Raw genomic sequence first — 15,110 nt, 5'->3', positions numbered from 1 at the left:
ACTTGGCTTACATGCGTCCGGCGACTACATAGCGCCGACCTCTGTAGAACGGATTTAGACGATGGCAGACGCGCGACGCGCACCCCTGAAGAACCAGACCGACATTTCCGGCGCACGCGCGCTGATTGTCGAGGCGCGGTTCTATGACGATCTCCAGGATGCGCTTCTGGACGGCGCGGTGACCGAGCTGAAGGCGGCCGGTCTGACGCATGACGTCATCACGGTTCCCGGCGCGCTGGAAATCCCGGCGGCGGTCGCCATCGCGATCGATGCCGCGGCGGCGAACGGCAAGCCCTATGACGCGGTGATCGCGCTCGGCTGCGTGATCCGTGGCGACACCATCCATTTCGAGATCGTCTCGCAGGAATCCTCGCGCGCGCTGATGGATCTTGCGGTTTTGCGAAAGCTGCCGCTGGGCAACGGCATCCTTACCGTTAACACCGAGGCGCAGGCCTGGGCGCGGGCGCGCGCCAGCGAGCTCAACAAGGGCGGCGATGCCGCGCGCGCCGCGCTTGCGATGCTGCGCATCAAGCGCCGGCTGGCGCGGGCTTGATCATGGCCGATCACAGCAAAAAGCCGCCGGCCGGCACCGAGAAGAAAGCGAACCGGCGCGGTGCGGCGCGGCTCGCGGCCGTCCAGGCCCTGTATCAGATGGACATCGCCGGCGCCGGCATCAACGACATCTTTGCGGAGTTCGAGAGCCACTGGCTCGGCAACGAGGTCGAGGGCGATACTTACCTGCCGGCCGAAGCGGCCTTCTTTCGCGACGTGGTCTCCGGCGTCGTGCGCGACCAGAAGATGCTCGATCCCCTGATCGACGAGGCGCTGTCGAAGGGCTGGCCGCTGAAGCGGATCGAGGCCATCCTGCGCGCGGTGCTGCGGGCAGGGGCCTATGAGCTCCAGCATCGCAAGGACGTGCCGGGCCGCGTCGTCGTGTCAGAATATGTCGACGTTGCGAATGCATTCGTCGACCGCGAGGAGACCGGCATGGTCAACGCCGTGCTCGACCAGATCGGCCGCCAGTTCCGCGGCGACGAGTTCGGGCGGGGGTAGTTATCCACGAGGGCGGTGAAGAGATGCGATGCGGCTGCCCCATACTCCGCTGCCATCACCCGCGAAGGCGGGTGATCCAGTACGCCGCGGCCTATCGATTTGACACGACCGTCTCTGGAATACTGGATCGCCCGGTGTCTTCTTTGAAGACACGCTTCGCGCTTTTGCCGGGCGATGACAGCATTGGGTGTGGCTAAGGCCGATGGCAGACTCTCAAAACCCCTCCGCCGAAGACTCCCTCATCGCGCGCTATTTCAAGCCGCTGGCGACTGACCCCGGCGCGTTCGGGCTGGTCGATGATGCCGCGGTGCTGTCCTCGTCCGGCGACGACATCGTCGTCACCACCGACGCCGTCGTCGAAGGCGTGCATTATCTCGCCACCGATCCGCCCGACACCATCGCGCGCAAGGCGCTGCGGGTGAACCTGTCGGATCTCGCCGCCAAGGGCGCGGCGCCCGCCGGCTTCGTGCTGACGCTGGCGCTGCGCAGCAAGGAGGATGCCTGGCTCAGGCCGTTCGCCGATGCGCTCGGCGAGGACAGCAGGGCTTTCGCGTGCCCGCTGCTTGGCGGCGACACGGTGTCGACGCCGGGGCCGCAGATGATCTCGATCACCGCCTTTGGCCGCGTGCCGAAGGGACGGATGGTCGGCCGTACCGGCGCGCGGCCGGGCGACCGCATCCTGGTAACGGGAACGATCGGCGACGCCGCGCTCGGCCTCGACGTGCTCACAGGCGGCGCCGCGGCCGGGGCGCTCGCGTCCGAACCGCAAGCGAAGGAGGTGCTGGTCTCACGCTATCGCGTGCCGCAGCCGCGCAATGTGCTGGCGCAGGCCGTGCGTGACCACGCGACGGCCGCGATGGATGTCTCCGACGGGCTCGCCGGCGATCTGGCGAAACTCTGTGCAGCGTCGCGCGTCTCGGCCACGGTTGACGTCGCGAACGTGCCGCTCTCGGCTGCTGCGGCCGGCCTGATCGCGCGCAACGCTATTTGCGTTGAGACGCTGCTTGCCGGCGGCGACGATTACGAGGTGCTGTGCACGGTACCACCAGCCGAGAGCGATGCGCTGATCTCCGCGGGGCGGGCGGCAGGCGTGGCCGTCACAGCAATCGGCACGATCGTCGCGGGCCGCGAGCAGCCGCGCTTCCTGGACGGGCAGGGTCAGGAACTGACCTTGAAGCGCCTGTCCTACAGCCACTTCTGAATTCGACTCGCCTCAAGCCCGATCTGTCCGGATTTGCCGGTCGCCGCTTGCCGCAACCCCGACGAAAGCAAGTAGATGTATCCGAACCGTTGGTGCGAATGCAGCCAATGGATTTGATTCGATGACGGCGGCCGTTGCGGGTTTGAACGAGGCGCAGATTGTTCCCGGGAGGGAGTGCGGAAGCTGCACGCTCTGTTGCAAGGTCTACAACGTGGTCGAGCTCGGCAAGGCCGCTGGCAAATGGTGCTCGCATTGCAAGCCCGGCCGGGGTTGCACGATCCACGACAATCTGCCGGACGAGTGCGCCGCGTTCAATTGTCTCTGGAAAACCATGCCGTCGATGTCCATGCAATGGAAGCCGGATCAGTCGAAGATGGTGCTCACCTTGCATCCCGGGACTAACAACATCCATGTCGTGGTCGATCCCGGCCTGCCATCGGCCTGGACCCGGGAGCCTTATCACGGCCAGTTGCGCGGGTTGTCGAAGGCCAACATGGCGAAAGGCCATCTTGTCGTGGTGTTGGTCAATGAGCAGGCGACGCTCATCCTGCCCGACCAGGATGTGCCGCTCGGCGTCCTCAAGCCCGAGCAGGCCGTTTCGGTGACGCTGGAGGCTGGCCCCAATGGCAGCGTCTACGACGTCAAGATCTTCAACCGACGCACGACAGCCGACGGGCAGACCTTGGAACTGGCGGCAGCGTCTCGCCATCCCGTGAGGTCGGCCGCATAGGCGTGGCCGCGGCCAAGCCTCGCCGGTTTCGGAGAGGCGCCTCGCGGAGTTGCGTCAAGCCGTCGGTCAAACGCACCAGAATTGGCCTAAATACTTGCCGAGATCGGCTTTTTCGACCTCATCCGGCGTTGCACCCTCAATTTGATTTTGGYAAGCTTGTGACCGACCAGGGCCACACCTTCGTGCAAGGGGCGGCCCTGTTCAACATAAGGGCGCCCACCGCATGACGGAAAAACAAAAGGCGCCGGGGGTACGTACATCAAGGATCTGAGGCAAAAATCACATGACAGCATTATGGTTGATAGTGCTCTGCGGAGTGCTTTCCATCGTCTACGCGATCTGGGCGACGTCTTCGGTGTTGAGTGCGGATGCGGGGTCACCGCGCATGCAGGAAATTGCAGGCGCAGTCGCTGAAGGCGCGCAGGCGTATCTGCGGCGCCAGTATACGACGATCGGTATTGTCGGCGTCGTCATCTTCGTCCTGCTTGTCTATTTCCTTGGTCTCTACGTCGGCATCGGCTTCTTGATCGGCGCCGTCCTGTCGGGGGCGGCCGGCTTCATCGGCATGAACGTCTCGGTTCGCGCCAATGTGCGCACCGCCCAGGCAGCGACCACGTCGCTTGCCGGCGGCCTCGAGCTCGCCTTCAAGGCAGGCGCCATCACGGGCATGCTGGTGGCGGGTCTCGCGCTGCTCGGCGTGACCCTCTATTTCGGCTTCCTGGTGCACTCGCTGAAACTGGCGCCTGATAGCCGTCTCGTGGTCGACGCCCTGGTGGCGCTCGGCTTCGGTGCCTCGCTGATCTCGATCTTCGCCCGTCTCGGCGGCGGCATCTTCACCAAGGGTGCGGACGTCGGCGGCGACCTCGTCGGCAAGGTCGAGGCCGGCATCCCCGAGGACGATCCGCGCAACCCGGCCACCATCGCCGACAACGTCGGTGACAACGTCGGCGACTGCGCCGGCATGGCCGCCGACCTGTTCGAGACCTATGCGGTGACTGCGGTCGCCACCATGGTGCTCGCGGCGATTTTCTTCGCCAAGACGCCGATCCTCATGAACATGATGACGCTGCCGCTCGCCATCGGCGGCATCTGCATCATCACCTCGATCATCGGCACCTTCTTCGTGAAGCTCGGGCCGAGCCAGTCGATCATGGGCGCCCTCTACAAGGGCCTGATCGCAACCGGCATCCTGTCGCTGATCGGAATCGCTGGCGTGATCTACTATCTGATCGGCTTCGGCAAGCTCGACGGCGTCGACTACACCGGCATGTCGCTGTTCCAATGCGGCATCGTCGGCCTCGTCGTCACCGCGCTGATCATCTGGATCACCGAATACTACACCGGCACCGACTATCGGCCGGTGAAGTCGATCGCCCACGCGTCGGTGACCGGTCACGGCACCAACGTGATCCAGGGTCTCGCCGTCTCGATGGAAGCGACCGCGCTGCCCGCGATCGTCATCATCGCCGGCATCCTGGTCACCTACAGCCTGGCGGGCCTGTTCGGCATCGCGATCGCGACGGCCACCATGCTGGCGCTGGCCGGCATGGTCGTCGCCCTCGACGCCTTCGGCCCGGTCACCGACAACGCCGGCGGCATCGCCGAGATGGCGGGCCTGCCGAAGGAGGTGCGCAAGTCGACCGACGCGCTCGATGCGGTCGGCAACACCACCAAGGCGGTGACGAAGGGCTACGCGATCGGTTCCGCCGGTCTCGGTGCCCTCGTGCTGTTCGCGGCCTACAACCAGGACCTCAAGTTCTTCGTTGCGGACTCCGCGCACCATCCGTACTTCGCCGGCGTCAATCCGGACTTCTCGCTCAACAACCCCTACGTGGTTGTCGGCCTGCTGTTCGGCGGCCTCTTGCCGTATCTGTTCGGCGCGATGGGCATGACTGCGGTCGGTCGCGCGGCAAGCGCGATCGTCGAGGAGGTGCGCCGGCAGTTCCGCGAAAAGCCGGGCATCATGCAGGGCACCGACAAGCCGGATTACGGCAAGGCGGTCGACCTGCTGACCAAAGCGGCGATCAAGGAGATGATCATCCCCTCGCTGCTGCCGGTGCTGTCGCCGATCTTCGTCTACTTCGTGATCTATGCGATCGCGGGTGGCGGCCCGGCCGGCAAGTCGGCTGCGTTCTCCGCGGTGGGCGCGATGTTGCTCGGCGTGATCGTGACGGGCCTGTTCGTCGCGATCTCCATGACCTCGGGCGGCGGCGCCTGGGACAACGCCAAGAAGTACATCGAGGACGGTCACTTCGGCGGCAAGGGCAGTGATGCCCACAAGTCGGCGGTGACCGGCGACACCGTCGGCGATCCCTACAAGGACACGGCGGGACCGGCCGTGAACCCGATGATCAAGATCACCAACATCGTGGCCTTGCTGCTGCTGGCGATCCTCGCGCACTGAACGGCGCAAGCGACACACGACAAAACCCCGCGGCGCGAGCCGCGGGGTTTTTGTTTGATGGGCTGGAGGCTCTCACCACGTCATTGCGAGCGTAGCGAAGCAATCCAGAATCTTCCCGCGGCGAAAGTCTGGATTGCTTCGCTGCGCTCGCAATGACGGATGTGGTGCCTACTGCACGTCCATCTGCAGGCCTTCCTTCTGGATGATGCCGGCGAACTTCTTCGTCTCGGCGTCCACGAAGTCGGCGAACTGCTGCGGCGTGCCGTAGTCGGCGCGGGCGCCCATGGCGGCGATGTTCTTCTTGATGTCGTCGCGCTCCAGCATCGCCTTGACTTGAAGATTGAGCGCTTCCAGCACGGCGGGCTGCACACCCTTCGGCAGGAACACCGAGAACCACGACGACACGTCGAAATTGGCCAGCTCCGGCGCGCTCTCGCGCATGGTCGGCAGGTTCGGCGCGAGGTCGCTACGGTCGGTCGTGGTGACGCAGAGGCCGGTGAGGGTGCCGTTCTGCACCTGCGGCAGGCTCGGATAGAGATTGTCGAACAGGATCTGGATGTCGCCGGCCAGCGCGGCCTGGAGCGCGGGGCCCGCGCCGCGGAACGGGATGTGCGTCATCTTCAGTCCGGTGAGCTGGAGAAACCAGGCGCCGGTGAGGTGAGGGCTCTGGCCGACGCCGGACGAGGCGTAGCTGAGCTTGTCCGGGTTGGTCTTCAGATATGCGATCAGCTCGGCGACCGACTTGATGCCGGTCTTCGGATGCGCTGAGACGATGTTCGGGATCCGGATCATGTTGGAGACCGGCTGGAGCTGGTCCGGCTTGTAGGTGAGGTTCTTGAAGATGCTGTAGGCGATCGCGTTCGGCCCGGGGTTGCCGATCAGGATGGTGTGGCCGTCAGGCTTGGCGCGGACGGCCTCGGCCGTGCCGATCGTACCGCCGCCGCCGGAGCGGTTCTCCACGACCGCCGACTGGCCCCAGGCGGTCTGCAGATGCGCGGCCAGCAGCCGGCCCATGACGTCGGTCGAGCCGCCGGCCGCGGCCGGCACGATGATGCGGACGTTTTCAGTGGGCTTCCAGTCCGCCAGGCTCGATCGCGGCAGGATCGCTGCGGCCGAGAGGCCGGCAGCACCGGCGAGCACGCGACGGCGGGACAACAAAGTCTTGGGCACGAATCCACTCCCTGCTTCTTGTTTTGCAGGGAGCGTATGGAACCGGGCGCGCAACGGCAAGCCGCACGCGACGGCAAGTGCCGCGCGGAGGGCGGCACGACGCCGCAGGCTGAAGACTCAGTTAAAGCTGAGCAGCTTGAACAGCGGCGTGAGGTAGTTCATCTCCTGACCCGACGTCGCCGTGGTCCGGCTGATGAAGTCGAAGATCTTGCCGTCCTGAAGGCCGTAATTCGCCAGCCGGCGCACGCGCCGATTCTTGTCGAAATAGACCGCGATGACGCGCTGGTCGACCACCTTCTGGTTCATGAAGGCGACCATCCGCTCCGAGCGCTGCGAGATGTAGTAAAACACCTCGCCGTCGAGGGTTGCGACCGTGGAGGGGGTGCCCATCACGATCAGCACCTGGTCCTGGCTCGCGCCGATCGGAATCTGCTCCAGCGCGCCGGGCGGCAGGATGTAACCCTTCTGGAACTGCTCGCCGGTGCAGCCGGCAAGGGCGGCGCCGACCAGGGCGACGGCCGCGAGCATGCGCAAACCGCGCCAGCGTGCATGAAGGCCGCGCGGCTTGTTGGCGCGCAGGCTGGTCTGGTTCGTTATCGTCATCGTGGAACTGATTCCGTCCCCTTGCGTCGCGCGAGGCGCTGAAGTACCGGGCGGAGACTGCAATTGCAACACGCGCACGCCCGCTTGCGGAACCCACAATGGTTTGGCCGTTCAATCACTTCAGGAAACCCCGGCAAGCCCCGCGCGGCACCATTGAAGCCATCTATGGCATGATCGTGACGCAGGCGCGAGAACCCATATTTTACCGCGACTTGGGCGTGCCCGATACGGTTAACGGGCGTTTCGATCTGTTGCTGCTGCATCTCTGGCTGCTGCTGCGACGCCTGCGCACGGTCCAGAGCGTCAACCAAGGCGCCAACCAGGGCCAAGGCGCCACGGAGCTGTCGCAGGCGCTGTTCGACCGTTTCTGCGAGGATATGGACGACAATCTGCGCGAGATGGGGATAGGCGACCAGACCGTGCCGAAGCGGATGCGGGCCTTCGGCGAGGCGTTTTACGGCCGCGTCCAGGCCTATGACCAGGCCATCGAAGGCGGCGGCGAGGCGCTGGYAGCCGCCATCTGCAAGAATATCCTGAATGGGACCGGCATGGACCAGGCGCGGCGGCTCGCGGCCTACGCCCGGGCCACCGAGGCCGATCTCGGCCGGACCGACGAGGCCACGCTGCTGTGCGCATCCTTCAAGTATCCCCCAGCGCTCACTGAGGACATCACCCGATGAGCCGACCGAACGCCGAATCCAGACCCGATCCCTGGCGGTCCCCCGTCATCGTCGCGCAGATCCCCGACACCGGCCTGCACCGCAAGCTCGAGGCTTCAGTCGCCGAACTGCAGGCCATCGCCGAGGTCGGCGGCTTGCGGGAGGTGCTCTCCGCCCAGGCTGCTTTCGAGGTCGTCCCCAAGAGCGGCGGCCGGATCCAGGTTACGGGGCACGTCCGCGCCCGGATCGGCCAGACCTGCGTCGTCACCCTCGATCCGATCGAGAGCGAGATCGAGGAAGACGTCGACCTGGTGTTTGCCCCGGAAGCCGAGGTTCGGAAGATGGCCGACCTGATCGAGGAGGGGCAGGACGACGCGGAGCCGCCGGAGGTGATCGATCCGCCGGAGGCAATCGTGAACGGCATCATCGATCTCGGCCGGATTGCCACCGATGCCCTGTTCCTGGCGGTCGATCCCTATCCGCGCAAGCCGGGCGTCAAGTTCGAGGCCGAGGTCACCGCGCTGGACCCCGAGGACCATCCGTTCGCGGCGCTGAAGGCGCTCCAGGACAAGAAGAAAGGCAAATAGCTGGGCATTCCCGGTGGGGATCGCTTTGCGGGGAGCGTGAGATGCCTGTCCGGATGCTTTGAAAGGAGCTTATATCTGTTTGATTTCAATGCGCTTATTGTGAATTTTCGCCGCCGCCCGCGGGTCGCCCCGAATGCAAAAGGCTGGGGGCAAGAGGTTGTTTCGGGATAACAAAACGCTATTGTCGCGCCCCGGTCCGGGCGCCGCGTGGCGCCTGACCGGTCGCCATGTCCATGGCGGACCCATTTTGCGGCACCGCTCGTTCAAGACCGCACCAGACCAGGTTTCCAGGACTTTTATGCCAAGCAAGGTTCGCATCGCGCTTGACGCCATGGGGGGCGACGTCGGCGCCGCCGTGGTCATTCCAGGCGCCGCCATCTCGCTTCACAGGCATCGCGAGATCGAATTCCTGCTGGTCGGGGACCGCGCCAAGATCGAGCCCGAGCTCGAGAAGCATCCCGCCCTCAAGGCCGCTTCGAAGATCATCCATACCGACGTCGCCGTCGCCATGCATGATAAGCCGAGCCAGGCACTGCGGCGCGGCCGCAAGACATCCTCGATGTGGCTCGCCATCGACGCGGTGAAGAAGGGCGAGGCGGATGTCGTGATCTCCGCCGGGAATACCGGCGCGCTGATGGCGATGTCGCGCTTCCACCTGCGCACGCTGCCGGGCATCGACCGCCCGGCGATTGCCGGGGTATGGCCGACCAAGCGCGGCGAATCGGTCGTGCTCGACCTCGGTGCCGCCATCGGTGGCGACGCACACCATCTGGTGTCGCTCGCCGTCATGGGCGCCGCGATGGCGAGCGTCCTGTTCGACAAGCCCCGGCCCACGGTCGGCCTGCTCAATATCGGGACCGAGGAGATCAAGGGGCACGAGGAGATCCGCGAGGCCGGGGACAGGCTGCGTGCGGTGAACCTGCCGGAGCTCGATTATCTCGGCTTCGTCGAGGGGGATGGTATCGGCAAAGGGCTGGCCGACGTCATCGTCACCGAAGGCTTCAGCGGCAATATCGCGCTCAAGGCCGCCGAGGGAACCGCACGGCAGATGGCGGAATTACTCCGCAACGAGATGCAGCGGAGCTGGCTGTCCAAGCTCGGCTACCTCTTGGCGCGCAGCGCCTTCAAGGCCCTGCGGGACAAGATGGACCCGAACAAGTCCAACGGCGGCGTGTTCCTTGGATTGAACGGGATCGTGGTCAAGAGCCATGGTGGAATCAGCTCCGAAGGCTTTGCCTATGCGATCGATGTTGGYTATGAGATGGCTCACTACGATCTCCTGAACAAGATCAATCAGATGCTCAACCGCGAGGGTGGTGCACTTAGTTCCGTGCAGACCGCGCAGGAGGCTGTTTCGTGACTCAAATTCGTTCGGTCGTGCTGGGCTGCGGCTCTTATTTGCCGGAGCAGGTGGTGACCAACGCCCAGCTGGCGGCGCGCATCGACACGTCCGACGAATGGATCGTGCAGCGCACCGGCATTCGCGAGCGGCATATCGCGGCCGAGGGCGAGTTCACCTCGCATCTGGCGATCAAGGCGGCGCAGGCTGCGCTCAGCGACGCCGGCGTGGACGCGCAGTCGATCGAGCTGATCGTGCTTGCGACCTCGACGCCTGACAACACCTTCCCCGCAACCGCGGTCGCGGTGCAACACGCGCTCGGCATCAACCATGGCGCGGCGTTCGATCTCCAGGCGGTGTGCTCGGGCTTCGTGTTCGCGCTCGCCACCGCCGACAATTTCCTGCGCACCGGCGCCTTCAAGCGCGCGCTGGTGATCGGCGCCGAGACCTTCTCGCGCATCCTCGACTGGAATGATCGCGGCACCTGCGTGCTGTTCGGCGACGGTGCCGGCGCGGTGGTGCTGGAGGCACAGGAGCAGCCGGGCAATGCCGCGACCGACCGCGGCGTCGTGACCACTCACCTGCGCTCCGACGGCCGCCACAAGGCAAAGCTGTTCGTCGACGGCGGTCCGTCCTCGACCCAGACCGTCGGCCATCTGCGCATGGAGGGCCGCGAGGTCTTCAAGCACGCGGTCGGCATGATCACCGACGTGATCGTCGACGCCTTCCAGACCACCGGGCTCAATGCCGACAGCATCGACTGGTTTGTGCCGCACCAGGCCAACAAGCGAATCATCGACGCCTCCGCCCACAAGCTCCACATCGCGCCGGAGAAGGTGGTGCTGACGGTGGACCGCCACGGCAACACCTCGGCGGCCTCGATCCCGCTGGCGCTGTCGGTGGCGCGCAAGGACGGCCGCATCAAGCGCGGCGACATGGTTCTGCTGGAGGCGATGGGCGGCGGCTTCACCTGGGGCTCCGCGCTGGTGCGCTGGTAGCGCCACATTCGATAAAATTTTGCCGGAATTAGCCGCGATTATCGATGCGCCTGCATTGATGAGCGCTGTTGACCGGCGTATCGTAACCTCATAATTTCAGACAACAATTGTTCGCCGTGATGTGGGGCAGGGCGATGACCGACCAAAGCAAAACCGTAACGCGTGTTGATCTCTGCGAGGCCGTCTACCAGAAGGTGGGCCTGTCGCGCACGGAATCGTCTGCGTTCGTGGAACTCGTCCTGAAGGAGATCACCGACTGCCTGGAGAAGGGCGAGACGGTGAAATTGTCCTCTTTCGGCTCCTTCATGGTCCGCAAGAAGGGTCAGCGTATCGGCCGCAATCCGAAGACCGGCACCGAGGTGCCGATCTCGCCGCGCCGCGTCATGGTGTTCAAGCCGTCGGCTATCCTGAAGCAGCGGATCAACACCCAGCATCGCGGCAATGGCGACGCCAGCAAGGCTCAACCCGAGGCTTAACCGCCTGCGCGAAGGATTTGGCATTTGGACAAGGCGCCGGATGCGTTCCGAACCATCAGCGAAGTAGCGCAGGAACTCGACATTCCGCAGCACGTGCTGCGGTTCTGGGAGACCCGATTCTCCCAGATCRAGCCGATGAAGCGCAGCGGCGGCCGCCGCTACTACCGCCCCGACGACGTCGATCTGCTCAAGGGCATCCGCCGCCTGCTCTACGGGGAGGGCTACACCATCCGCGGGGTGCAGCGGATCCTCAAGGAGCACGGCGTCAAGTCGGTGCAGGGCCTCGCCGACGGCGCGGCCGCGGTCTCGTTCGGGGCCATCGAGGACGCCATCGGCGCCAGCCTGATGGAGCCCGACGATGACGACGAGGCGCCCATCAAGGGCGTCACGGATGCCGACGAAGACGACTACCAGGGCGACGAGGAGGAAGGCATCGACTTCCGCTTCACGGAGGTCGACGACGAGGACATCCTCACCACCTTCCGCAAGGGCGGCACTCCCGCCGCACCTGCCGGGCCCAGCGCCATCGACCGGGAGCGGCTCGGACGGGTGCTCGCTGACCTCGTCGCGTGCCGGGAGATGCTGGATCAGGCGCTGAAGGACGGCTAGGGGACTTTTTGCGAGCTTTGCCGGCAGTTCCGGGGGCTGTGGGCGCGGACGCCAAAATGCTGCGACCTCGCCTTGCGCAAAGCGGCGATCCTAGCTAATGGAACGACGTTCGGAGCGTGGCGCAGCCCGGTTAGCGCACTAGTCTGGGAGACTAGGGGTCGGAGGTTCAAATCCTCTCGCTCCGACCAATAACCTCAAAGGCTTAGCGGGAAGTCTGAAATCGAGATTCTGGGCGAGTCGCCACCGGGTAGCCACCCGACGCCAAATAGCCGCCCGCTACTGCTCATTCTTTTTTCGGCCGCCCCTGTTAGGCGGGCCGCTCGACCGATAATTAGATAATATCGGAATGCAGCGCCACGCGCGGCAACTCCGGCGCGCTGACTGGATTGCCGGGGCGCTGATTACTTCTCCCCGCTCGGGAGTCTTTCGTGACCCTCCTCACATTGGATGAAGTGGCGGCCATCACCGGCCTGTCGCAGTCGACACTTGCCAAGAAGCGCATGGCTGGTACCGGCCCGGCCTTTTTTAAGCTCGGCAGGACCATCAAATACGCGGCACAAGACGTGGATGCGTGGCTGCTTTCGCGGCGGCGTACATCGACCTGGCAGCCAGCAAACGAGCTGTAACCGCCTGAGCGCACCGGCCTCGGCCGTGGCGAGATACCCGCCCAAATCCCTTTAGGGGAATCCCTCCTTTGAAAATCCTATCCGTCCGGCCCGGCCCTCCGGGATCGACGACGCTCGCCCGTTTCGACTTAGAGCTGAACGACCACCTTCGTCTCTACRACTTGGCTTTGCGGCAGCGCCCTGGCGACAGGTCTTGGACCGTTGCGCCCAACGCCTTCAGCGAGCGAACTGCCGCTTTTGGCGAGCAGTTCAACCGCGCGATTTCTGATCTTGCCCTTGCGAAACTCTTGGAGCTTCCGGCCGATGCCAGCACCAACGTCTGAGGCCCCTAGCCGAGGCGGCGAGTCGCTCACGCGCGCCTACTGGACCTATAAAATCGAGAACATGGCCGGGCCGGTGGCGCAGTTCCRCATGGCCCAGCTCGTTGATTACGACCTGCGTCTCACAGATCCAGCCCGCACCGTCTATCGGTTCATGATCGGCTGGTACATGCACGCTAAGCACGGCGATGCACTCGCCTCAGTGAGGCATATCGTCAAGACAATGCGCGGTCGCGCGCCGGACGGTGCTCGCCATCTGTCGCGCAGCGCAGTTCAGCGCGCCATTGTGCTGCTCATTGAATGCGGCTGGCTCGTTCGTACCTACACCGGAAAGGGCCGTGGCGGCAGCCGCTACGTGCCTGTGCTCAATGTTCTGGAATTGGCCGCGCAGGGTACCTTACCGCTTAGCGTCCCAGATCACCGGGACGCTACGGAGATTTCCCTAGCGTCCCACTCTACTGGGACAGTGGTGTCCCACTCTACCGGGACGCAAAGCGAAATAGCGTCCCAGATTACCGGGACAAAGACTCTCTTACTGGACCCGGCTACAGACGGGTCTACAGAAAGAGAGATTGACCCCGCCGCGCCTACGGCGCCGCCGCTTGCGGATGGCCTTGCGGCCACCGCTGCGGGCGGGACGGCGGTGGATGAGCGCACCGGAACCCCAGCCGATACCAGGCCAACCTTCGAAGCGCTCTGGCGCGCCTACGCCCACGCCAAGGGCAAGAAGGAAGCCAAAGCGGCATGGGATGCGCTCCCGGCCGAGGTAGACCGCCCCGCCGTCATCCAGGCCGCAGCGGCTTGGAAGGCGTCATGGGCTGCGCAAGGCAAGCCGAATGCGCCGCGATATACGCTGGCGCGGTGGTTGAAAGATGAGCGGTACGACGAGGACGCGCCACGCGGTTTCCAAAAGGCGGAGCGCAGCAAGGCGAAATCGAATGCTACCAAGCCAGCCAAGCCCCGCCAGCCAGCTCCGCCGATAACGGCCCGCGTTACCTCAAGCGCGCTCGTCGAGGTCGGCAGCGGCTCAGAGTTGCACTTTACCGCAACCGACGAGGCGGGCATTCAGCACCAGCACGTTATCACGCTGGAGCATCCAGACGCAGAAACGCAGTTCGCAGGTCAGAAGCAGCTCGCCAAGTTGGTACACGCGGCCGGCCTGGAGACAATCTCCGACTCCGGTGAGCTGCACGGCCGGACTATCGTCATCACCGGCGACGGCTTTGAAGCGCCAGCAACCCGGCCGGACGACGAGACGCCGCTGCCGGTGAAGCCCGAGCCGGAGCCGTTGCCCGCGCCGGAGTCCAAGCCGCTGACTGAAGCCGAGGAGGCAGCAATCAAAGCGCGCATTGAAGCCATTGCGCCGCGACGCGAGCCAACCGAATGGGAGCGGCGACGTGAAGCTGGCCGAAGGGAATGGGACGCGGCGCATCCGGAATTCTTCGAGGATGCACCGGTCGACGATTCACCATCACCAAAGCGCCGGATGACTGTTGATGAGGAGCAAGCCGAATACGATGCTTGGTTTGAGGCCCAGTTAGAGGATGGCGCCTGATCACCGAGACGTCTCTTGAGCCGCGCAGACGGCCAACAGCACTTCACGGAGCCAAAATGACACCAGCAAACGACAACGGCCCCATTCGGGCCGACGAATTCACCGACCTTGCCGCCCGCCGGACTGGTTGGCATCAGCCCCGGCTAGGGGGCCATTTCGATCTCCCCCACCGTGGGCCTTAACTTCCGGCCCCACAATCGGGCGCGTCATCCCGCAGGTTTCGAGGTTATTTTTTCCCGGTGACACTTCTTGGAAACCTGCGGCGTCGCGTCCGCAAGTGCCCATACCGGTATGGTGACGAACCGACCGAGGGTTTGAAGCCACCCCATCCAAACACTCGATCGGCCCGCAGAGGCCGGCGAAACGAAGAGCCAGCCCGAAAGAGCATGCTGGTCGCCAGCTTGGACGCACCACGGGTGAGGGTGGGGCTTGGCGAGCACTTCGCGGTACTGGAGGCTAGCCTTGATGGCCGGACAGCCCGACGGATCGCTGCGGCGAACGGCGGGGGCGACGGCAAGGCCTGGGAGCGCAAAACTGTGCGCGCTCAGGACAATGCTTTGGCCGTTGACTGCGATGGAGAAAAAGCTCGCCGCCTAGCAATGAAACCATGGTCTAGCCTCATTTGAGACTGGAACGCCGATCAACGTCTCCCCCGCTATAGCGGGGGAGCAAGACGTGGCGAGCGAGCGGCGGCGCAATGTCTATGCTGCGCAGATCTTGGTGGACGGCAGTCCTGTGCGGTGCAAGGTCCGCCACCTCACGGATTCCTCTGCGATAGTC

General features: G+C 64.7%; 15 protein-coding genes and 1 tRNA gene. 14 read left to right on the top strand and 2 right to left on the bottom strand.

Going from position 1 to position 15,110, the window contains the following annotated elements; translation table 11 throughout:
* Positions 1-61: 61 nt before the first annotated feature.
* The 5 genes from ribH (at position 62) to AB4Z51_RS14355 (ending at position 5,388) form a co-directional block, all read left to right on the top strand.
* Positions 62-553 (top strand): 6,7-dimethyl-8-ribityllumazine synthase, encoded by a 492-nt coding sequence (ribH, locus tag AB4Z51_RS14375; protein ID WP_135215694.1) that lies wholly within the window; start codon positions 62-64, stop codon positions 551-553.
* A 2-nt stretch (positions 554-555) separates the two neighbouring features.
* Positions 556-1,053 (top strand): transcription antitermination factor NusB, encoded by a 498-nt coding sequence (gene nusB, locus AB4Z51_RS14370; protein ID WP_063982855.1) that lies wholly within the window; start codon positions 556-558, stop codon positions 1,051-1,053.
* Between the two features lie 202 nt (positions 1,054-1,255).
* Positions 1,256-2,254 (top strand): thiamine-phosphate kinase, encoded by a 999-nt coding sequence (thiL, locus tag AB4Z51_RS14365; RefSeq protein WP_441497588.1) that lies wholly within the window; start codon positions 1,256-1,258, stop codon positions 2,252-2,254.
* 121 nt (positions 2,255-2,375) lie between these two features.
* Positions 2,376-2,984 carry a hypothetical protein gene (locus AB4Z51_RS14360; RefSeq protein ID WP_135215692.1) on the top strand — a complete coding sequence of 203 codons (609 nt, stop codon included), beginning with the start codon at positions 2,376-2,378 and terminating at the stop codon, positions 2,982-2,984.
* A 283-nt stretch (positions 2,985-3,267) separates the two neighbouring features.
* Complete coding sequence (locus tag AB4Z51_RS14355) at positions 3,268-5,388, top strand: sodium-translocating pyrophosphatase (RefSeq protein WP_441497587.1); 2,121 nt, start codon at positions 3,268-3,270, stop codon at positions 5,386-5,388.
* A 168-nt stretch (positions 5,389-5,556) separates the two neighbouring features.
* Here the strand turns inward: AB4Z51_RS14355 and AB4Z51_RS14350 are convergent, their stop codons facing one another.
* Positions 5,557-6,558 carry a Bug family tripartite tricarboxylate transporter substrate binding protein gene (locus AB4Z51_RS14350; RefSeq protein ID WP_039147814.1) on the bottom strand — a complete coding sequence of 334 codons (1,002 nt, stop codon included), beginning with the start codon at positions 6,556-6,558 and terminating at the stop codon, positions 5,557-5,559.
* Positions 6,559-6,675: 117 nt separating this feature from the next.
* Positions 6,676-7,161: an outer membrane protein assembly factor BamE gene (locus tag AB4Z51_RS14345; RefSeq protein ID WP_028152489.1), complete on the bottom strand. Its 486-nt coding sequence runs from the start codon at positions 7,159-7,161 to the stop codon at positions 6,676-6,678.
* 98 nt (positions 7,162-7,259) lie between these two features.
* Here AB4Z51_RS14345 and AB4Z51_RS14340 point away from each other — a divergent pair, with 98 nt between their 5' ends.
* The 9 genes from AB4Z51_RS14340 to AB4Z51_RS14300 all read left to right on the top strand — a co-directional run bounded on the left by AB4Z51_RS14340 (position 7,260) and on the right by AB4Z51_RS14300 (position 14,330).
* Positions 7,260-7,841 (top strand): ubiquinol-cytochrome C chaperone family protein, encoded by a 582-nt coding sequence (locus tag AB4Z51_RS14340; protein ID WP_441497586.1) that lies wholly within the window; start codon positions 7,260-7,262, stop codon positions 7,839-7,841.
* Positions 7,838-8,407, top strand: coding sequence for a YceD family protein (locus AB4Z51_RS14335; RefSeq protein WP_135215689.1), 570 nt, complete (start codon positions 7,838-7,840; stop codon positions 8,405-8,407). Before AB4Z51_RS14340 ends, AB4Z51_RS14335 begins: the two co-directional genes overlap by 4 nt.
* Before the next feature lie 298 nt (positions 8,408-8,705).
* On the top strand, positions 8,706-9,767 hold the full coding sequence (gene plsX, locus AB4Z51_RS14330; RefSeq protein WP_063982863.1) for a phosphate acyltransferase PlsX: 1,062 nt from the start codon (positions 8,706-8,708) through the stop codon (positions 9,765-9,767).
* The gene (locus tag AB4Z51_RS14325; RefSeq protein ID WP_038957963.1) at positions 9,764-10,744 is read left to right on the top strand and encodes a beta-ketoacyl-ACP synthase III; all 981 of its coding nucleotides are present in this window, start codon (positions 9,764-9,766) and stop codon (positions 10,742-10,744) included. Before plsX ends, AB4Z51_RS14325 begins: the two co-directional genes overlap by 4 nt.
* A gap of 134 nt (positions 10,745-10,878) precedes the next feature.
* Positions 10,879-11,220, top strand: coding sequence for an integration host factor subunit alpha (locus AB4Z51_RS14320; RefSeq protein WP_028152484.1), 342 nt, complete (start codon positions 10,879-10,881; stop codon positions 11,218-11,220).
* Between the two features lie 24 nt (positions 11,221-11,244).
* Positions 11,245-11,829, top strand: coding sequence for a MerR family transcriptional regulator (locus tag AB4Z51_RS14315; RefSeq protein ID WP_441497585.1), 585 nt, complete (start codon positions 11,245-11,247; stop codon positions 11,827-11,829).
* A gap of 110 nt (positions 11,830-11,939) precedes the next feature.
* Positions 11,940-12,017: transfer RNA gene (locus AB4Z51_RS14310), tRNA-Pro, on the top strand.
* 240 nt (positions 12,018-12,257) lie between these two features.
* Positions 12,258-12,455 (top strand): helix-turn-helix transcriptional regulator, encoded by a 198-nt coding sequence (locus tag AB4Z51_RS14305; protein ID WP_063982866.1) that lies wholly within the window; start codon positions 12,258-12,260, stop codon positions 12,453-12,455.
* 411 nt (positions 12,456-12,866) lie between these two features.
* Positions 12,867-14,330 (top strand): hypothetical protein, encoded by a 1,464-nt coding sequence (locus tag AB4Z51_RS14300; RefSeq protein WP_231142116.1) that lies wholly within the window; start codon positions 12,867-12,869, stop codon positions 14,328-14,330.
* The last annotated feature ends 780 nt before the right edge of the window (positions 14,331-15,110 follow it).

The sequence above is a fragment of the Bradyrhizobium sp. 2TAF36 genome, from assembly GCF_052114925.1.
Classification (GTDB): domain Bacteria; phylum Pseudomonadota; class Alphaproteobacteria; order Rhizobiales; family Xanthobacteraceae; genus Bradyrhizobium; species Bradyrhizobium barranii.
Note: the sequence above shows the minus strand (reverse complement) of the source record. Positions and strands in the feature narration are given on the sequence as shown.